This window comes from Streptococcus sp. KCJ4932 (genome assembly GCF_004352745.1).
Classification (GTDB): Bacteria; Bacillota; Bacilli; order Lactobacillales; family Streptococcaceae; genus Streptococcus; species Streptococcus ruminicola.
In genome coordinates, this window is sequence record NZ_SJWW01000005.1 from 30,621 (window position 1) to 50,795 (window position 20,175).

The 20,175-nt window shown below is 39.1% G+C and carries 20 protein-coding genes; 17 read left to right on the plus strand and 3 right to left on the minus strand.

What is annotated here, in order from left to right; all coding sequences use genetic code 11:
- From E0E02_RS03220 to E0E02_RS03295, 16 genes are all read left to right on the plus strand, one after another.
- Positions 1–1,068: a bifunctional glycosyltransferase family 2/GtrA family protein gene (locus tag E0E02_RS03220; protein ID WP_133017827.1), complete on the plus strand. Its 1,068-nt coding sequence runs from the start codon at positions 1–3 to the stop codon at positions 1,066–1,068.
- Complete coding sequence (locus E0E02_RS03225; RefSeq protein ID WP_133017828.1) at positions 1,055–3,280, plus strand: glycosyltransferase family 2 protein; 2,226 nt, start codon at positions 1,055–1,057, stop codon at positions 3,278–3,280. The genes E0E02_RS03220 and E0E02_RS03225 overlap by 14 nt, the downstream gene beginning before the upstream one ends.
- The gene (locus E0E02_RS03230) at positions 3,277–5,220 is read left to right on the plus strand and encodes a hypothetical protein (protein ID WP_133017829.1); all 1,944 of its coding nucleotides are present in this window, start codon (positions 3,277–3,279) and stop codon (positions 5,218–5,220) included. Before E0E02_RS03225 ends, E0E02_RS03230 begins: the two co-directional genes overlap by 4 nt.
- Positions 5,221–5,448: 228 nt before the next feature.
- Positions 5,449–5,934, plus strand: coding sequence for a ribosome maturation factor RimP (rimP, locus tag E0E02_RS03235; protein WP_206282016.1), 486 nt, complete (start codon positions 5,449–5,451; stop codon positions 5,932–5,934).
- Positions 5,935–6,024: 90 nt separating this feature from the next.
- A complete protein-coding gene (nusA, locus tag E0E02_RS03240; RefSeq protein ID WP_039695996.1) occupies positions 6,025–7,209 on the plus strand; it encodes a transcription termination factor NusA in 1,185 nt (394 codons plus the stop codon).
- A gap of 18 nt (positions 7,210–7,227) precedes the next feature.
- On the plus strand, positions 7,228–7,524 hold the full coding sequence (locus E0E02_RS03245; protein WP_006531117.1) for a YlxR family protein: 297 nt from the start codon (positions 7,228–7,230) through the stop codon (positions 7,522–7,524).
- On the plus strand, positions 7,517–7,819 hold the full coding sequence (locus E0E02_RS03250) for a YlxQ-related RNA-binding protein (RefSeq protein WP_006531118.1): 303 nt from the start codon (positions 7,517–7,519) through the stop codon (positions 7,817–7,819). The genes E0E02_RS03245 and E0E02_RS03250 overlap by 8 nt, the downstream gene beginning before the upstream one ends.
- A gap of 19 nt (positions 7,820–7,838) precedes the next feature.
- Positions 7,839–10,562, plus strand: coding sequence for a translation initiation factor IF-2 (gene infB / locus E0E02_RS03255; protein ID WP_133017831.1), 2,724 nt, complete (start codon positions 7,839–7,841; stop codon positions 10,560–10,562).
- 212 nt (positions 10,563–10,774) lie between these two features.
- The gene (gene rbfA / locus E0E02_RS03260) at positions 10,775–11,125 is read left to right on the plus strand and encodes a 30S ribosome-binding factor RbfA (RefSeq protein WP_003067449.1); all 351 of its coding nucleotides are present in this window, start codon (positions 10,775–10,777) and stop codon (positions 11,123–11,125) included.
- A gap of 101 nt (positions 11,126–11,226) precedes the next feature.
- Positions 11,227–11,778 (plus strand): TIGR00730 family Rossman fold protein, encoded by a 552-nt coding sequence (locus E0E02_RS03265; RefSeq protein WP_133017832.1) that lies wholly within the window; start codon positions 11,227–11,229, stop codon positions 11,776–11,778.
- Entirely contained in the window at positions 11,778–12,323 is a 546-nt protein-coding gene (locus tag E0E02_RS03270) for a nucleotidyltransferase family protein (protein WP_133017833.1), read from the plus strand. Before E0E02_RS03265 ends, E0E02_RS03270 begins: the two co-directional genes overlap by 1 nt.
- 180 nt (positions 12,324–12,503) lie before the next feature.
- Positions 12,504–12,935 (plus strand): CopY/TcrY family copper transport repressor, encoded by a 432-nt coding sequence (locus tag E0E02_RS03275; protein WP_133017834.1) that lies wholly within the window; start codon positions 12,504–12,506, stop codon positions 12,933–12,935.
- A 37-nt stretch (positions 12,936–12,972) separates the two neighbouring features.
- Positions 12,973–15,210 (plus strand): heavy metal translocating P-type ATPase, encoded by a 2,238-nt coding sequence (locus E0E02_RS03280; protein WP_133017835.1) that lies wholly within the window; start codon positions 12,973–12,975, stop codon positions 15,208–15,210.
- Between the two features lie 11 nt (positions 15,211–15,221).
- Positions 15,222–15,428 (plus strand): heavy metal-associated domain-containing protein, encoded by a 207-nt coding sequence (locus tag E0E02_RS03285; RefSeq protein WP_133017836.1) that lies wholly within the window; start codon positions 15,222–15,224, stop codon positions 15,426–15,428.
- Between the two features lie 89 nt (positions 15,429–15,517).
- Entirely contained in the window at positions 15,518–16,144 is a 627-nt protein-coding gene (locus E0E02_RS03290; RefSeq protein WP_039695927.1) for a trimeric intracellular cation channel family protein, read from the plus strand.
- Positions 16,137–16,949 (plus strand): Cof-type HAD-IIB family hydrolase, encoded by an 813-nt coding sequence (locus tag E0E02_RS03295; RefSeq protein ID WP_039695926.1) that lies wholly within the window; start codon positions 16,137–16,139, stop codon positions 16,947–16,949. The genes E0E02_RS03290 and E0E02_RS03295 overlap by 8 nt, the downstream gene beginning before the upstream one ends.
- Positions 16,950–16,985: 36 nt before the next feature.
- On the opposite strand, the gene E0E02_RS03300 is transcribed toward E0E02_RS03295, so the two are convergent.
- Positions 16,986–17,543, minus strand: a complete 558-nt coding sequence (locus tag E0E02_RS03300) for a TetR/AcrR family transcriptional regulator (RefSeq protein WP_039695925.1) — start codon at positions 17,541–17,543, stop codon at positions 16,986–16,988.
- 132 nt (positions 17,544–17,675) lie between these two features.
- On the opposite strand from E0E02_RS03300, the gene E0E02_RS03305 reads away from it, so the two are divergent.
- The gene (locus E0E02_RS03305) at positions 17,676–18,521 is read left to right on the plus strand and encodes a DegV family protein (RefSeq protein WP_133017837.1); all 846 of its coding nucleotides are present in this window, start codon (positions 17,676–17,678) and stop codon (positions 18,519–18,521) included.
- A gap of 199 nt (positions 18,522–18,720) precedes the next feature.
- Here E0E02_RS03305 and E0E02_RS03310 read toward each other — a convergent pair whose 3' ends face one another.
- Positions 18,721–19,230, minus strand: a complete 510-nt coding sequence (locus E0E02_RS03310; RefSeq protein WP_081350251.1) for a YgjV family protein — start codon at positions 19,228–19,230, stop codon at positions 18,721–18,723.
- A gap of 2 nt (positions 19,231–19,232) precedes the next feature.
- Entirely contained in the window at positions 19,233–19,832 is a 600-nt protein-coding gene (locus E0E02_RS03315; protein WP_133017838.1) for a peptidase, read from the minus strand.
- Positions 19,833–20,175 lie beyond the last annotated feature (343 nt).

Genomic DNA, 20,175 nt, shown 5'->3' on the forward strand with positions numbered 1-20,175 from the left:
ATGATCTATCAAGATGTTGTTATTGTTATTCCTGCCTTTGAACCTGATCAACGCATGCTAGAATTGTTAAGAGATATTCGAGCGCGTGAAAGTAAGCCTTTTGAAATTGTCCTTGTTGATGATGGTAGTGGTCCTGCTTATGAAGCTTTGTTTACTGAAGCTAAGGAAAAATACGCTTGTCATTTATTGACTCACGCTGAAAATAAAGGTAAAGGGCGTGCTTTAAAAACAGCCATTTCTTACATTCTTGAGCATTTATCACAAGCTAAAGGGATTGTTACCATTGATTCTGATGGTCAGCACACCTATGAAGATACACTTAAATGTTTGGATGAATTTCTAAAATATCCAGATAGCTTGATACTTGGTGTGAGAAAATTTGAAAATTCTGTTCCGCTCCGCAGCCGATTTGGTAACCTTTTGACGCGTGATGTTTTGGATGCTTTTACGGGTATGAAAGTCTCTGATACGCAAACGGGTCTTCGTGTTTTGCCAATGACTTGGTTAAAAAGAATGCTTGACGTAGAAGGAGAACGTTATGAATTTGAGATGAACATGCTTTTAGCAGCTAAGGAAGATGGTATCCCAATTCGTGAAGTTGGTATTGCAACGATTTATCTCGATGAAAATCAATCGTCACACTTTGATGTTATTCGAGATTCGCTTCGCATTTACAAGGTCTTCTTTAAGTACATCTTCTCATCACTTTTCTCATTCTTAGTGGATATTGTTGCTTTTACGATTTTGATTTCACTCTTTAATGGCTTAAGTCTTAGTGCTGTTACCCTTGCTTCGGTTTTGGCACGCGCCATTTCATCAGTGGTGAATTATTTCTTGAATCACAAGGTTGTTTTCAAGAAAGGTAAAGCCAGCAGCGCCATTAAGTACTTTATCCTTGTCATTGTGCAAATCATGGTATCAAGTCTTTTGGTAACCATAGTCGGAAATGCCTTGACAGCTGTTCCGATTTCAATCGTGAAAATTGTTGTTGATGGTTTGCTCTTCTTTGTGAGCTACTTTATTCAAAAACATTTAGTCTTTAGTGGAGGTGGAAATGAAGAAGCTTAAAAACTTACTATATATTGCCGCCTTTGCCACCACGGTCTTTTACTTGACTTGGCGTTTATTTGCGACGATTCCATGGCACGATTCTTGGTTTGCTTTGATTTTTGGGATTTTGTTATGGCTTAGTGAAGTGGTCTCAGCCATTACGGGATACATTCTTATTTTGAATAAGCAGAAGAACTTCGAGCTGAAAAAACCAGAGATTTCTTATGACCGTTATCCTGATGTTGATGTCTTGATTGCCACGCATAATGAAGACCCTGATTTACTTTATAAGACAATTAATGCCTGTACTTACTTAGATTATCCTGATAAATCAAAGGTTCGCATCTTTGTCTGTGATGATACCAATCGTCCAGCAGTTGCTAAAATCGCAGAAGAACTTGGTGTTGGGTATTTTGGTTTATCTGATAATAAAGATGCTAAATCAGGAAACTACAATAATGCGCTTAGTAAAACATCAGCTCCGCTTGTGGCAACTTTTGATGCGGATATGATTCCATACCGTGAATTTTTGATGGAAGCTGTGCCATATTTCATTGAGCAAGTTGAGGCTTATGAAAGAGGTGACAAGTATGACAAACCAAAAATTGGCTTGATTCAAACTCCACAAAGCTTTTACAATGCGGACATTTTCCAATACAATCTGTTCTCAGAAGAAACTTTGCCTAATGAACAAGATTTCTTTTCAAAAGAAATCAATGTTTTCAACAATGCGCGTGGTGCAGCGGTTTACACCGGTTCAAACACGGTTATTTTCCGCAAGGCTATTGAAGATGTTGGTGGCTTTCCGACAGATACTATCACTGAGGATTTTGAACTTGGGGTTCGAATGAATGCGGCAGGTTATGTCAATTATTCAACGAAACGTCCAATGGCTAGTGGTTTAACACCGACAGACTTAAAGAGTGTTATCAAGCAGCGTGTTCGTTGGGGACGTGGGGTTATTAAGAGTAGTTATAACATGAACGTCTTCTTCAATAAAAACTTGACCAAGGGACAACGTTTGGTTTACATCAATGGTTATCTGTACTGGTGGTCATTCTTTAGACGTTTGCTGTACATTTTAGCTCCGATTTTGTACACGGTCTTTCATGTGCGTGTAGTAGTGTCAAATATTTGGTTGCTCTTCTTTTTCTGGTTACCAAGTTACGCTTTGACGCGTCTATCCATGCGGGAAGTTTCCAAAGAATATCGTACGCAAGTTTGGGGTGAAATTGTTGAAACCATTTTTGCGCCTTATTTAGTGATTCCTTTGATGATGGAGTCTTTCGGGATTAGTGAAAAGAAATTTAAGGTTACCAGAAAAGGAAACGACTCCTCATGGACCTTATATCTGTATGCTATCCCTTATGCGGTTCTTTGGCTGCTAGCTATGTATGGTTTGGTAACCTTTAACTATGGTAAATTTGGTTCAGAACTTTTCTATGGTAGTATCATTAGTTTCTGGCTCTTTTATCACATTGTTAACTTGACCTTTGCTATTTTCTGTGCGATTGGTCGTCCTCTTTATCGAGGCAGTGAACGTTTCCCTGTTGATGAACCGATGACTATCGAGGTTGATAATGATTCTTACCAAGTGAGGGTCTGTGATATTTCAGAAACAGGTATTTCCTTTAGTTCTAACTTGCCACTTTATTTGCCAAAAACGAAAGAAATAACGCTTCACTTGCAATCACGCGATTATCGTGCGAGAGCTAAAGGTCATGTGGTTCGTGTTGCGGTTGGTGAAAAATGCTGGCGCTACGGTGTGCAATTTACGGAAGTTAATCCAGCTGATATTCGTGAATTTTATCAATACATTTACGACCGTATCAATCACAATTTACCAACGCATAAGGATTCTTGGATGACAACTTGGGATGATTTGCTTGAAAACTTTAACCGACGTTTCCAAAGTAATGAACGTCCAGTTTCAGCATACGACCAAATTGCCTTACCAAAAGTGCGTCTAAATGAGGATGTTGAATACAACGGTACAAAACGTCAACTTAGAAAGACGAATTATTACTACATGACTTTTTCTGGGCAACTAGAAAAACCACGAAGAAAGCCGATTGTCGACTTTATCTATCATGACATGTTCTTCAAGCTTGCCTTTGTCTCTTACGATATTGATAGAGATGAGTCACTGTACCAAGTGGTGAATCTTCCAGCTCTAGAAAAATTACCTGCTTTTAAAGCTTTAGCAAATGAATGGAGGGAAAAAGTATGATAACGATTTTGAGATTACTTTTGTTCTTTGCTATTACTATGGGGTATGATGCCTTTTTCCGTAATGGGTTGAAGATGAATCGTCGATTGACTTGGGTCTTTACTTTTGCATTTATTACCTTGGTCTTGCATCTTGGTAGTTTAGTTGGTGAGATGCTTGAGACGGTTTATGTCTTATCTGCTATAGGCTGTCTATTAAGTCTTTACTATTTGTGGTCGGTTTGGAAGAAAAGGGTTAAGGTTTGTAGGTTGGATTACATCTCTATTGGCATGTTTTTTTACCTGCTTTTATTTGGGATGACACTTTGGAACTCTCCAATCTTGCACTACGACAATTTTACTCACTGGGCAACTATCGTAAAATTTTTCCATATCAACAACGCTCTTCCAACGCAGTATGATACGATTATCAGTTATTATACTTATCCTGTTGGTAGCTCACTCTTTATTTATTTCTTTACGACTATTGTTGGTTTTTCGGAAGGCAGTATGCTAGTTGGACAATTCTTCCTCATTGCATCCTGTCTATACGCTATGTTTGGCGCTTTGCGTGATGAACGTCGCGTTCTGATGGTTGCTATGGTATTTGCTTCATTTGCAGTCTTTAATACCTTTAATGTCGCCATTCGATTAAATAATTTGCTGGTTGATTTCTTGTTACCAGCACTTGCCTTGGCGGCTATAGCAGGTTGCTTTGCTTATCGCAATCGTTTCTGGATGATGTCGCTTCATACGGCAGTTGTTCTTGGACTGCTTAGCATTGTCAAAGTTAGCGGACTCTTCTTTGTTCTGTTAGCTTTGGTTGTTTATATTGCTTGCGTTGTACGTTTGTTGGTCCGTAAAAGAGCACGTCTAAAAGCGCTTATCATGATGGTGACAACTATTTTGGCAAGTTTCTTGCCGTTTATCATCTGGCAAAAACATGTGTCTAATAATTTTCCTAATGCAGCAAGTGCTAAACACGCGGTGTCAATGGCTGACTTGGGTAAAATCTTGACTGGTCATGTTTCAGGAGGGGTGCCAGAAAAAATCATCAAGCTCTTTATTAAATCAGTCTTTGATGTGACTAGTCTATCAACTCAAGGTATTATCATCATCAATGTGATTTTGTTAGTCGCCTTTATCATTCTTGGCATTCGTTTGAAACATAAAAAAGATGTTTTGTTGACCTGGCTTTTCATTGATATTTCCATTGTGACTTATTACATTAGTATTTTGTTGATGTATTTGACAGCAATGCCGACAGACGAAGCTCTTCAACTAGCTGGTTTTGAACGCTATGCGTCAAGTATGGTTATCTTTGCTTTTGGTTACATGGTCATGGCGCTTGCTTGGGTAATGGATGAGTGCCTTTATGAGCAAATCCTCAGCAAGCGTAACGCCAAGTCTTATAAGACTTTGTTAAATAAACGGCTTTACCAATACGCAACGCTTGTATTAGCGATTTATGCGGTGGGAATGCTATTATCTGAAAACAACAGCATTGTCTTTAACAACAACCAAGAAACCAATAAAGTTTCTAAAGAGCTCCATAAATTAACAGGTAACAATATGGATTCGTCTAAAAAACGAATTCTTGTGGTAACAGCAGATAAAGAACATGTGGATAGTTTCTTTGTGCAATATGCTAGTCGTTACTATCTTTGGGATGTTAACGTTGATGCCAGGGAAAACTTTGTCCAAGCAGATAAGGAATTTCTTGAATTGATGAAGTCTTACAGTAACAACGCAACAAGTTATTACCTTTGGAATGAAAATATTGAAGCAAGGGATGATTTCACCTTTACGGATAAAGATTTTATTGCCATGCTAAAAACTTATGATGAGGTTGTTATTTTGGATGATCACTACACCTTCAATGCTTTGACGAAGAAACTTTTCGGACGTACCTATGCTCCAGGAGTTTACAAGACATCTGATATTCTTGCGGGAAAAGGATGATATTTCCCATTCTATCAAGCTTTTGACTTGTCAAAGACCTTAAATTATGTTACTATAATATAAAATAAGTAGAAGGAGGCGGAGTTTGTGACTTCGCCTCTTGTGTGTGCTTAAAGTCATTTTGCTGACGGATAAGCTTTTAACGCATACTACTAATACCGTTGGTTTTACGACAAGTGAGCCAATGTGATGAACTTTCTATTTTGATATTGATAGAAGAAGGAGGGGATTCTTATCGCAAACGCAAATACAATCATTGAATTGGTTACAAAAGCAGTTGCGCCTGCTATTAAAGATCCGTTCGAATTGGTTGATGTTGAGTATGGAAAAATGGGCAGCGACTATGTCCTTAGTATCTTGATTGACAAACCAGGAGGGATCACCGTAAATGATACAGCTGATTTGACTGAAATCATTAGTCCTCTACTTGATGCCATCAAACCAGACCCATTCCCAGAACAATACATGTTGGAAGTGTCTAGCCCTGGTTTGGAGCGTCCATTGAAGACTAAAGAAGCTCTTGAAAAAGCTGTAGGTTCTTATGTCAATGTTAGTCTTTACAAAGCTATTGATAAAGTTAAGGTATTCCAAGGAGACCTTGTAGCTTTTGATGGTGAAACATTGATTATTGATTATTTGGACAAAACACGCAAGAAAACCGTTGAAATTCCATATTCAACAGTTGCAAAGGCGCGTTTGGCAGTGAAATTGTAGTCAAACTACTATAACAAACTACAATCTGATTTTACTTAGATATAAACGAAAGGATTACGTCCTGCTTAGCCATGCAGGGCAATGAAAAAAATGAGCAAAGAAATGCTAGAAGCCTTCCGTATTTTGGAAGAAGAAAAACACATTAACAAAGACGATATCATCGACGCTGTCAAAGAATCTTTGAAATCAGCTTATAAACGTCGTTATGGTCAATCTGAATCATGTGTTATTGAATTCGACGACAAAAAAGGTGACTTTAAAGTCTACACAGTTCGTGAAGTTGTTGAAGAAGTTTTTGATAGCCGTCTAGAAATCAGCTTGTCAGATGCATTGAAAATTAGCTCAGCTTACGAACTAGGTGACAAAATTCGCTTTGAAGAATCTGTTGCTGAATTTGGTCGTGTGGCTGCTCAATCAGCTAAACAAACAATCATGGAAAAAATGCGTCGTCAAATTCGTGAAGTGACTTACAATGAGTACAAACAACACGAAGGCGAAATCATGACTGGTACTGTTGAACGCTTCGACCAACGTTTCATCTATGTTAACCTTGGTTCTCTTGAAGCACAATTGTCACACCAAGACCAAATTCCTGGTGAAACATGGAAATCACATGACCGTATCGAAGTTTACGTTTACAAAGTTGAAAACAATCCAAAAGGTGTTAACGTCTTTGTAAGCCGTAGCCACCCTCAATTTATCAAACGTATCATGGAACAAGAAATTCCTGAAGTATTTGACGGAACTGTTGAAATCATGAGCGTTTCACGTGAGGCTGGAGATCGTACAAAAGTTGCTGTTCGTAGCCACAATCCAAACGTTGATGCTATCGGTACAATCGTTGGTCGTGGTGGAAGCAACATCAAAAAAGTTATCAGCAAATTCCATCCAAAACGTTACGATGCTAAAGCTGGCGTAGAAGTTCCTGTTGAAGAAAACATTGACGTTATCCAATGGGTTGAAGATCCAGCAGAATTCATCTATAACGCTATTGCACCAGCTGAAGTTGATATGGTTCTTTTCGACGAAGAAGACAGTAAACGTGCAACTGTTGTTGTTCCTGACAACAAATTGTCACTTGCTATCGGTCGTCGTGGACAAAACGTTCGTTTGGCCGCACACTTGACTGGCTACCGTATCGACATCAAATCTGCTTCAGAATACGAAGCTCTTGAAGCTGAACGTGAAGCTAAAGCAGCTGAAGCACAAGAAGCACCAGCTGAGGAAGTTGTTGAATCTGCTGATACAGAAGTTGTAGCAAACGACGCAGAATAAGAAAGATAGAGGTGTTTCATGGCTAAAACACGTAAAATACCTTTAAGAAAATCAGTTGTTTCAGGTGAAGTGATTGATAAACGTGATTTACTTCGCATTGTTAAAAATAAGGAAGGTGAGATTTTTATCGATCCAACTGGTAAGCAAAACGGACGTGGCGCTTACATCAAACTTGATAATGCAGAAGCTCTTCAAGCCAAAGAAAAACGCGTCTTTAACCGTAGCTTTTCAATGGAAGTTCCTGAATCATTTTATGATGAATTGATTGCTTACGTAGATCACAAAGTCAAAAGAAGAGAGTTAGGTCTTGAATAACCACCAAAGATTGTCAAATTTAATTGGACTAGCACAGCGTGCAGGAAAAGTCATTTCTGGAGAAGAATTGGTCATTAAGGCCATCCAATCTGGCAAAGCAAAACTTGTTTTTCTGGCAAATGATGCTGGTGATAATTTGACAAAGAAAACAACTGATAAAAGTCATTATTACAAAGTAGAAGTCTCCACAGTGTTTAACACACTGGAATTAAGTGCTGCGCTTGGTAAACCACGTAAAGTGGTTGCCATAGCAGACGCTGGATTTTCAAAGAAAATGAGGACTCTTATGAACTAACAGAATAGGAGGACATCAATTGTCAAAGAAAAGATTATATGAAATCGCTAAAGAATTGGGCAAATCAAGCAAAGAAGTTGTTGACTATGCTCAAGAGCTAGGACTTGATGTGAAAAGCCATTCTTCTAGCGTTGACGAATCTGATGCCAAACGAATTGCGGCGAAATTCTCAGGAAATGCCAAACCAGCTGCGGCAAAAGCCAAAGTTGAAAAAGCAGCCGAGAAAACAGTTGCAGAAGCTCCTAAAGCAGCTCCTGCTAAACCTCAGAGCCGTAATTTTAAGGCAGAACGTGAAGCGCGTGCTAAAGCCGAAGCTGAAAAACGAGCTAAAGGTGGCGATAAAAAGCGCAATAACAATCAAGGACGCGACAATCGTTCTAATCGTGACAGACAAGAGAATGCCCAAAATAATCGCAAACAACGCGATCGCAATTCTCAAAATCATAATCGAAGAGATCAACAGCGTGATAATCACCAAAGAGATCAACGAAACGATCGCAATCAAGCAGCAAAACCACGTATCGATTTCAAGGCACGTGCAGCTGCATTGAAAGCAGAACAAAATGCTGAGTATTCTCGCCAAAGTGAAAATCGCATTCACGAAAAAGAAGCCGCTAAGCGTAAAGCAAAAGCAGCTAAAGAACAAGAGCACAAAGCTCGTGTGGAAGCTAAAACTAAGGCTGAAGAACACAAAGCAAAAGCAGCAAAACCTGCAGCGCCTGCCCCTAAACATGTGGTAGCAGAACAAGCAGCACCTGCTGTAGATAAACGTCGTAAGAAACAAGCTCGTCCTGAAAAATCACGTGATTATGAACGTGATAATGAAGATGGACCACGCAAGAATAGAAAAAACTGGAATAATCATAACCAAGTGAGAAATCAAAGAAATAGTAACTGGAATAATAACAAGAAAAACAAAAAAGGTAAACATAACAATCGTAACAACGCTCCAAAACCTGTAACAGAGCGTAAGTTCCACGAATTACCTAAAGAATTTGAATACACTGAAGGCATGACTGTTGCTGAAATCGCAAAACGTATCAAACGCGAACCAGCAGAGATCGTTAAGAAACTCTTCTTGATGGGTGTTATGGCCACTCAAAACCAATCCCTCGACAGCGATACAATTGAATTGTTGATGGTTGATTATGGTATTGAAGCACACAAAAAAGTCGAAGTTGACGAAGCTGATATCGAACGCTTCTTTGCTGACGAAGGCTACCTCAACCCAGACGAAATGGTTGAACGTGCTCCTGTCGTAACTATCATGGGACACGTTGACCACGGTAAAACAACCCTTCTTGATACCCTTCGTAATTCACGTGTCGCTACAGGTGAAGCTGGTGGTATCACTCAACACATCGGTGCTTACCAAATCGTTGAAAATGGTAAGAAAATCACCTTCCTTGATACACCAGGTCACGCGGCCTTTACATCAATGCGTGCGCGTGGTGCCTCAATCACAGATATCACTATCTTGATTGTTGCCGCTGATGACGGTGTTATGCCTCAAACAGTCGAAGCCATTAACCACTCTAAAGCTGCTGGTGTCCCAATCATCGTTGCCATCAACAAGATTGATAAACCAGGTGCTAACCCAGAACGTGTTATCGGTGAATTGGCAGAACACGGAATCATCTCAACTGCTTGGGGTGGTGACTGTGAATTCGTTGAAATTTCAGCCAAATTTGGTAAAAACATTGATGAATTGCTAGAAACAGTTCTTCTTGTTGCTGAAATGGAAGAATTGAAAGCTGACCCAACAGTTCGCGCTATCGGTACTGTTATCGAAGCTCGTCTTGATAAAGGTAAAGGACCTGTGGCAACCCTTCTTGTCCAACAAGGTACTCTTCATGTTCAAGACCCAATCGTTGTTGGTAACACATTCGGTCGTGTTCGTGCCATGGTTAATGACCTTGGACGCCGTGTTAAAGTGGCAGAACCATCAACACCAGTATCAATCACTGGTTTGAACGATGTGCCTATGGCAGGTGACCACTTCGCGGTTTACGAAGATGAAAAAGCTGCGCGTGCAGCCGGTGAAGAACGTGCTAAACGTGCTTTGATGAAACAACGTCAAGTCACTCAACGTGTTAGCCTTGAAAACCTCTTTGATACCCTTAAAGCAGGTGAAGTTAAGACTGTTAACGTCATCATCAAAGCCGACGTACAAGGTTCTGTTGAAGCCCTAGCAGCCTCACTTCTTAAGATTGATGTTGAAGGTGTTAAAGTCTCAGTTGTTCACTCAGCCGTAGGTGCTATCAACGAATCAGACGTTACGCTTGCTGAAGCATCAAATGCCTTCATCATTGGATTTAACGTCCGCCCTACACCACAAGCTCGCGAACAAGCAGAAGCTGATGAAGTAGATATTCGTCTTCACTCAATCATCTACAAAGTTATCGAAGAAGTTGAAGATGCTATGAAAGGTATGCTTGACCCTGAATACAAAGAAAAAATCATCGGTGAAGCTCTTATCCGTGAAACATTCAAAGTATCTAAAGTTGGTACAATCGGTGGATTCATGGTTACAAATGGTAAAATTACGCGTGATGCTAGCGCTCGTGTCATCCGTGACGGTGTCGTTATCTTCGACGGTAAACTTGCCAGCCTTAAACACTTCAAAGATGACGTTAAAGAAATCGGTAACGGTCAAGAAGGTGGTTTGATGATTGAAAACTACAACGATATTAAAGTTGATGACGTTATCGAAGCTTACGTTATGGAAGAAATTAAACGTTAATTCCCATTGAGACTGAAGTCTCTAATGGGAATACGGCAAGCACTATGGTGCCTTGCCTAGACGTCGAAACGCTCCATTTTCTAAGAGACTAAAATCTCTAATGAGAATATGGCAATCCCTATGTAGCTTTTCTTAAACGTTATAGTTATAAATGAATAAAAGCTAGGCTTGCTTAGCCTAGCTTTTTCAAAAAGATTAGAAAGGAAATGATTATGGCTAATCATCGTGTTGATCGTGTTGGTATGGAAATCAAACGCGAAGTCAATGAAATTTTACACAAAAAAGTTCGTGACCCACGTGTTCAAGATGTGACAATTACTGATGTTCAAATGCTTGGAGACCTTTCAATGGCTAAAGTGTATTACACAATACACTCTGAACTTGCATCAGATAACCAAAAAGCCCAAATTGGTCTTGAAAAAGCTAAAGGTACAATCAAACGCGAACTCGGTCGCAACTTGACAATGTACAAAATTCCAGATTTGACATTCATCAAAGATGAATCAATCGAATACGGAAATAAAATCGATCAAATGCTTCGTGATTTGGAAGCTAAAAAATAAATTTTAGTTAACTAGAATTTTATATGAGAAAGGTCTGCCACTTGGCAGGCCTTTTTTTAGTGTGATATAATGAAAGTGTTTTAGCGAGGAATATTGAGAAGATGAAAATTACGGTTTATTTGGGGTCAAGTTTTGGGAATGACCCGATTTATAAGGAAAATATCATTGAATTAGGTCATTGGTTAGCCAAACAGAAGCATCAATTAATCTATGGTGGCAGTAAAGATGGTCTAATGGGCATTTTGGCAGATACGGTTTTAGCTGATGGCGGAGAGGTTTATGGCATTATTCCGCTTGATTTTAAAAAGCGTGAAAAAGCTCATTTGCATTTAACAGAGCTAACTTTGGTGGCTGATATGGATGAGCGTAAGCGACTCTTAATGGATAATGGGGAGCTTTTTTTGGCTTTTCCAGGTGGTCCCGGAACCCTTGAGGAAATTGTCCAAGCTTTTTCTTGGGCACGCATTGGGCTCCATCATAAACCGTGTCTTTTTCTTAATTTGAATGGTTATTATAACCCTCTCAAAGACCTTTTTGACCAAATGGTGACTACGGGATTTTTGAGACAAGAAGACCGCGATAAGGCCATTTTTGTAGATGATTTAAAGGCTCTGCAAGAATTTGTAAAAGCTTATCAAAGCGAGGAAAAATAATGAATCTTAAAGCTTTATTTGCAAGCGATAAAGAGTTGATAGCGATTTTAACCATAATAGCTGAGCTTGAGCTGCCAGATGCTTGGTTAGCTGCGGGGACACTTCGTAATTACGTTTGGAATGCCTTATCAGGAAAGCCGGGTTTGTCGGATGCAAGTGATTTGGATCTTGTTTTTTTTGACCCTGAGACAACTTATGAGAAGACTCAAGCTATTCAAGAACAGCTTCAAGCAGCTTACCCTAGTTATCAATGGGAAGTCAAAAATCAGGTCTTTATGCATGGTCATAGTCCGCACACAGCCCCTTATCAAAATGCTAGAGATGCTATCAGTAAATATCCAGAACGCTGTACAGCTATAGCAGCACGTTTAAAAGATGGTGATTTAGAATTATTTTTGCCTTACGGTGATGATGATATTGTTAATTTTGTCGTCCAACCCACTCCACATTTTTTAGCTGATAAAGAACGTATGACAGTTTACCATGACCGCTTGAAAAAGAAAGATTGGCAAAAGAAATGGCCGCGCTTGCAAATTCTAGCGTAAAGAACTAGAATGAAGGTGTAAAGTCTCTTCTAAATTACTCAGAACACAAGCTTATTTGTGTTTAAAGTCCGAAATGTTAGGTTTCGGGCTATTTTTTGCAGTTATGGTTGACAAATGTAGACGATAGAAATATAATTAATTTACAAATGTAAACCAAAAAGATATTTAGAAAGGAATGCTATGTCAATTTCAAAATCAGAATGGGAGATCATGCGCGTGATTTGGGCCAAAGATGCGGCAACGAGTGGTCAGATTCTTGATATTCTAGGTGAAAAAAATAGCTGGACAGCCTCAACGGTTAAGACTTTTTTGAAACGTCTAGTTGATAAAGGTTATTTGACAAGAAAAAGGTCTGGTAAAGCTTTTCTCTACTCAAGTCTCTTGTCTGAGCAAGAAGCCATGAACCAGCAAGCTGATGATTTATTTGATAAATTTTGTCAGCGCAAGCACAAGACTATTCTTGAACATTTGCTAAAAGAAACGCCAATGACACTTTCTGACATTGCTGATTTACAAGCTTTGCTATCATCCAAAGAAAAAGAAGCTTTGGATGAAGTACCGTGTAATTGTATTCCTGGACAATGTCGTTGTAAAGAACACCTTGGTCTTTAATGGTTGATTTGTGAGATTTCTGATAGAAAGGTATCTTATGGAAAAAGAAGAAGTCTTTGTCATTGACGGTATGACTTGTGCGGCTTGTGCTTTAACCGTCGAGAATGCTGTCAATAAAATAGATCATGTCGATTCAGCGGTTGTTAATCTGACAACAGAGAAGATGACTGTACGCTATAATCCTGACTTAGTCAGTGAAGCTGAGATTGAAAAGGCTGTTGTGGATGCTGGGTATGGCGCTTGTGTCTTTGACCCAACAACAGCTAAAAGCCAATCAGAACGCCAGAGCGAAGCCACTCATAATATGTGGCATAAGTTTTTGTGGTCAGCGGCTTTTGCGATTCCCTTGCTTTATCTCTCGATGGGCAGCATGATGGGATTGTGGGTGCCGAAGGCTATTGGCATGAGTGAGCATCCTTTGATTTTTGCGCTGGTTCAGCTTGCATTGACTTTACCAGTCATGTACTTTGGACGCCGTTTTTATGTTAATGGTTTTCGTGCTTTGTTAAAAGCGCATCCTAATATGGATTCTTTAGTCGCTCTGGCAACGAGCGCAGCATTTCTTTATAGTCTTTACAGCACTTACCACATCATTCTTGGGCATGTTCACCACGTGCATATGCTGTACTTTGAATCCGTTGCTGTGATTTTGACCTTGATTACCTTGGGAAAATATTTTGAAACTCTTTCAAAAGGACGTACTTCAGATGCTATTCAAAAGTTATTAACGCTGTCAGCCAAAGAAGCAACAATTATTCGTGGTGGTATTGAGCAAACTGTACCAATTGATCAAGTACTTGTTGGTGACTTTATCTTGGTTAAACCAGGTGAAAAAATTCCTGTTGATGGCATTGTGGTGTCAGGACATTCGGCTATCGATGAATCAATGTTGACGGGTGAAAGTATCCCAGTAGAGAAAGCGGCAGATGATAAGGTATTTGGTGCTTCAATCAATGGACAAGGTTCCCTAACCATTTGTGCTGAAAAAGTCGGTGATGAGACCCTCTTAGCTCAAATCATTAAATTGGTCGAAGATGCCCAACAAACCAAAGCACCGATTGCTAAGATTGCCGATAAGGTTGCTGGTGTTTTTGTGCCAGCAGTTATGACTATTGCTTTGGTCACTTTCTTATTCTGGTATTTTGCCAAGGGTGAAAGTTTCGTCTTTGCCCTCCAAGTCGCTATCGCCGTTTTGGTGATTGCTTGTCCATGTGCTCTTGGACTTGCCACACCAACAGCCATCATGGTCGGAACTGGTCGAGGCGCTGAAAATGGGATTCTTTACAAACGTGGTGATGTCCTTGAAAATGCTCATCACATTGATACTATGGTCTTTGATAAGACAGGAACCATCACGCAAGGAAAACCACAAGTTGTTGATATTATTGCCTATCACGGTGACGAAAGTAAGCTACTTGGCCAGGTTGCATCTATTGAAAAATATTCAGAACACCCACTTAGTCAGGCGATTGTGGAAAAAGCTAGCGCTGAAAAACTTGTTTTAGCAGAAGTTGAAAATTTCACTTCTCTAACAGGACGAGGTTTACAAGCTGATCTTGCTGGGCAGACCATTTACGTTGGTAACCGCAGGTTGATGGAAGAGTTACAAGTTGACTTGACAGCAAGTGAAACAGCGGTGCTGGCTGCGACCCAAAAAGGTCAAACTCCGATTTACATCTCGGCTAATGAGCAACTGCTAGGGGTGATTACCGTAGCAGATTTATTAAAAGCAGACAGCAAGGAGACCGTCGCCAAATTGCAAAGTCAAGGCATTGATGTTGTTTTATTAACAGGAGACAACAGCAAAACTGCGCAAGCTATTGCCAAACAAGCCGGCATTAAGACTGTGATTAGCGAAGTCTTGCCTGACCAAAAAACACAAGCTATTAAGGATTTGCAGAGCCAAGGAAAAATGGTCGCTATGGTCGGTGATGGTATTAACGATGCACCAGCGCTAGCTAGTGCTGACATTGGGATTGCAGTAGGTTCAGGAACTGATATTGCTATCGAGTCAGCAGATATTATTCTGATGAAACCAGAAATTTCTGATGTTCTAAGAGCTTTAAGCATCAGTCGTTTGACGATTAAAGTGGTTAAGGAAAATCTCTTCTGGGCATTCATCTACAATATTCTAGCGATTCCAGTTGCGATGGGAGTTTTGTATCTCTTTGGTGGGCCTTTGCTTAATCCAATGATTGCAGGACTTGCTATGGGCTTTAGTTCAGTGTCAGTGGTTCTAAATGCCCTTCGCTTAAAATACATGACATTAAAATAAAGGAGTTTCTCATGGAAAAAACATATGAAGTAACAGGCATGAAATGCCAAGGTTGTGTCACAAAAGTGACTGAAAAATTATCAGCTGTTCCTGGCGTGAAAGCAGTTAATGTTGATTTAGAGAAAAAACAAGCCACTATCACAGGACGTCCATTTAAGTTCTTTTTAAAACGTGCGCTTAAAGGAACAAAATTTAGCCTCGGAAAAGAAATTAAGTAAAATTTAGAAAAACAGAGCTTGCTCTGTTTTTTTACTTCTTTAAAAATGATAAACTAGTCTAGTAAGAAAAAATATAGTTTGGAATCAAAATGACGATGAATGTTTGGGATTTATTAAGTATCATTGGTTCTATCGCCTTTGCTTTATCTGGAGCAATCGTCGCGATGGAAGAAGATTTTGACATACTTGGGATTTTTATCCTTGGTTTTGTGACTGCCTTTGGTGGCGGAGCTATTCGTAATCTTTTGATTGGTTTGCCGATTAGCGCCCTCTGGTCTCAGAGTCAGTGTTTTTATTTTGCCTTGGCAGCCATGTTATTTATCATGGTATTTCCAAATATCATTACTCACAAAGGTTGGCGAAAAGCAGAAGTCTTGACGGATGCTATTGGTCTTGCGGCTTTTAGTGTTCAAGGGGCCATGTATGCTGTTAAACTTCATCAACCTTTAAGCGCTGTGATTGTCGCAGCTGTTTTGACTGGTGCAGGTGGCGGGATTGTCCGAGATATCTTAGCTGGTCGAAAACCAAGTGTGCTTAGAAGTGAAGTATACGCTGGTTGGGCAATTTTAGCGGCGCTTGCGATTTATTTTAAAATCGTTCATAATGATCCAGGCTATTATGTATTAGTTTTAATTCTGACAATCTTACGTATGATAGGCTACTGGCGTCAGTGGCATTTGCCAAAAATTAAACGGAAGGTCACTAAAAATGATTAAATTAATTGCAATCGATTTAGATGGAACATTACTTAATTCAGATAAAAAAATTCCTGAAGAAAATGTCAAAGCAATCCAAAAAGCTGCACAAGCAGGGGTAAAAATTGTTCTTTGTACAGGACGTCCAAAGTCAGGAATTCTTCCATTTTTTGAAAAATTGGGCTTGGATGATGAAGAATATATCATCATGAATAATGGTTGCACCATTTACAATACCAAAAATTGGGAACTTGTTTTTCATGCTCAAGTCACAAATGAAGAGCTAGATAAATTGAATGAAGCTGTTGCTAATTACCCAGATGTTTGCTTAACCTTGACAGGTGAAAAACATTATTACGCTGTAGGTGAAGAAGTTCCAGAACTTGTCCAATACGATGCTGGTCTTGTCTTTGATACCGCTCATGCAGTCACACTTGATGAGATGAAGGCGACAGACGAAATCATCTTCCAAGCTATGTACATGGCAAAAGCGCCACAATTAAATCCATTTCAAGAAGCAAAAGAAACAGCTTTGGCTAAAGAATTTAGTGTGGTTCGTAGCCAAGAATATATCTTTGAAGCTATGCCAAAAGGCTACACTAAAGCAACAGCTCTTAAAGCTTTGTCAGAAAAACTTGGCTTCTCACCAGAGCAAGTCATGGCACTTGGTGATGCTGCTAACGACCTTGAAATGCTTGAATTTGCTTATCATAGCGTTGCTATGGGAAATGCGACAGACGAAGTCAAATCTATTTGTCGCTACGAAACAACAACTAATGACAATGCCGGAGTAGCTCAGGCTATTTACGATTACGTCTTGAAATAATAAAAATACCGACCAAATATGGTCGGTATTTTCTTCTTATAAGAAAAGCGGCAAACCGATTGCAGCTACTTCCTCAGCAGGGATACGCATGTCATCAGCTACCCAGTTTGAAAGAACTGAGATGATGGCGTTACTCCAGAAAGAATTCGTGTAGCGTGAATCATGTTTTTTCTTGAACCTTTGGTAAGCTTTTAATCGTTTAGAGACGATGCCCGTCAAGAGTTTTTCAAGGTGCTGTTCAAAAATTAAACCAAGAACTTGTGCCTCTTTTTTGGCTTCATTCAGAATGAAAAGCCAAGCTTGGGAGAGCTGACTTTTCAAATCAAATGCTTTGAGACCACGAAAAATGCGACGAACGATTTGGGTTAGAATAGACTCTAAAATAGCTTCTTTAGACTTATAATTACGGTAGAAAGCGTTGCGTGAGACACCAGCTTTAGCAACGAGTTCTGAAATCGTAATTTGGCTCAAGGTTTTCTTTTCAAGAAGGAGCAAAAGTGCAGTTTCTAGCGCTTCACGTGTCAATTTTCGTGATTCTTTATTAGAAACTTTCAAATTTTGCAAGGACTTTTTTGAAATTGTCTTTTCCGTCATGACAAAACCCTCTTACTTGTGACATCTGATTGTTTTTAATACTAAGATAAAGGCATTAATGATATAATTTTAGGTGAAAATAGTTTGTTTGTCAAATGAATTTAAATCTTGAATGGATTGGAGGAAATAGATATGACTTGGAAAATTGTGACTGATTCAGGTTGTGACCTTCGACGTATTGAAGGGCTTGCAGAACACACAGAATTTCAAAATGTCCCACTAACAATTCAAATTGGTTCAGAAATTTTTGTGGATGATGAAGGATTAGACGTTGCTAATATGATGACAACCATGTACGCAAGTCCAGTTTCATCAAAATCAAGTTGCCCTAGCCCAGATGCTTTCTTACAAGCTTACCAAGGTGCTGAAAATGTTATTGCCATCACGATTACAGGTAATCTTTCAGGAAGTCACAATAGTGCGCAGGTTGCAAAACACATGCTTTTGGAGGAACATCCAAATGTCAACGTTCACGTTATTGATTCTTTGTCTGCAGGTGGTGAGATTGATTTAATCGTCGAAGAATTAAATCGTTTGATTGCTAAAGGCTTAAGTTTTGATGAAGTGGTCGAAGCTATCACAGCTTATCAAGAAAAGACAAAATTGCTCTTCGTTTTGGCGCGTGTGGATAACCTTGTTAAAAATGGACGTTTGAGCAAGCTAGTCGGGAAAGTTGTTGGACTTTTGAACATTCGCATGGTTGGTAAAGCGAGCGACGAAGGAAAATTGGAACTCCTTCACAAAGCGCGTGGTCAAAAGAAAGCTGTTCAAGCAACCGTTGAGGAAATGTTTAAAGAAGGTTACCAAGGTGGCAAGGTTATGATTGCTCACGCAAATAACGAAAAAGCTTGTCAACAATTGAGTGACAAAATCAAAGAAAAATACCCACAAGCTGATGTTCGCTTTATCTCAGCATCAGGTCTTTGCAGCTTTTACGGTGAAGATGGCGGTATTTTATTAGGATACGAAACAGTGTAAGTCAATATAAAACTGCATGAGTATAACTCATGCAGTTTTTGCATACTAATGAAAAAAGTCTTAAATAAAATCAATTTCAAGCCATTATTGTCGCAATTTGATTTTAGGACTGTTTGCGAGTGAAATGAGCAACAAAAAAGATACTTTCACACGGCAGAAAGTATCAGAAAATGAGTTTATTTCTAGTCTTGATGAAAAATCAAGACTTATTTTTCTTATGATTAAGTGAACTGTATTTTGAAATGGCTATTAAGGTCGTTAGTGTGATGACAACATCCATAACTAAAGCAGGATAAGCTTTGATGGTGAAATCGTAAAAAGACCACAGTAGCATATTTTCAACAGTAACCCAGCGCAGCCATTGAACTTTGCTAGTCATAAAGGTAATGATGGTATAAGACACAGATGAAATCAAGGGAAGAAAGCCAATCAAACCAAGGTTGTTAAAATAAGTCCCCGCAGAAACTTGGATAATCACTAAAATAATGGTTGTGTAGATTGAATCCCAGTGTTTAATCATTAACGTGTTACGAATAATAGACACGCTGATAGAGATGGCGCCAGTGTAACCACCGAGTAAAAAATTAGCAATCATCGTAAAGAAATAATCCGATAATTGCCAAGTTAACATAGTTTTTTTCGTTTTAGCAAATGATGAAATGGCTAAGCAAGTTGCACCAATTGCTGAGAAGATAAATCCAATTGAAATCATTAATAGCTATAATAAGTGTAAGTACCATCAGTTGTAACCGATGAAGGAGTGCGAGAGGTGTTGTTTTGGTCAACGGTAGCATTAGATGATGCCGCAGTGTCTTGTTCTGTGCTTTGTGCTGTATTGGCAGCAATAGCGTTAGAAACAGCGTCAAGACGTGCTTGAAGTTGATCTTTAGTAGCTTGGTTAGTTAGCACATCAATCGCAGCTTGAGCAGCCGCAACATTGTCGCTTGTTTGATTGTCTTCAGCAGTTTTTACGGCATTTTCAGCATTTGTTTGATTTGTCACTTCAGCAGAAACAGCATCTAATTGAGATTGGAAATCTGTTTTCTTTGCTTCATCAGAGATTTTGTTGATAGCCGCTTGTGCATTTGTCACAGCTTCAGCAGATGGATTGGCTTGAGCAGCTGATAACAATTCTTGAGCTTTAGCTTCTAGGTCAGCTTGACTAGAAGAGGAAGAACTGATTGAGCTTTTTGGTTGTGAACTTGACGTATTAGTTTTGGTATTTCCAAAGAAAAGGTAAATACCACCAGCAAAGGCAATTAAAATGATACTTAGAATAAAATAAGTAACTTCACTTTTTGAGACTTTCATGAAAACTCCTTCTATAATAAAATAAATGCGATGTGATAAAGAAGTTGTTATCACATTTTTGATAATAAACGTATTTAGTAGTATTCTGTGGCAAGCACAGCGTCCTTAACTATTATAACATATAAATGACAGCGCATTAATTTTTTTCTAAAAAGCTCCCTCAAATTTTAGTATTTTTATCATTTATGTTTAGAAATGGCTGCTAAAAAGGGGAAAATGACCGCTTATCTTAAAAGAGTAGTATTTTTCAGTTAGTTATCAATTTAGAAAAAGCTTAAAAAACACTTGTTTGTTTTCTTTGAATACATTAAAATGGAAGTATCGGGTTTTTCCGGTAAAATTA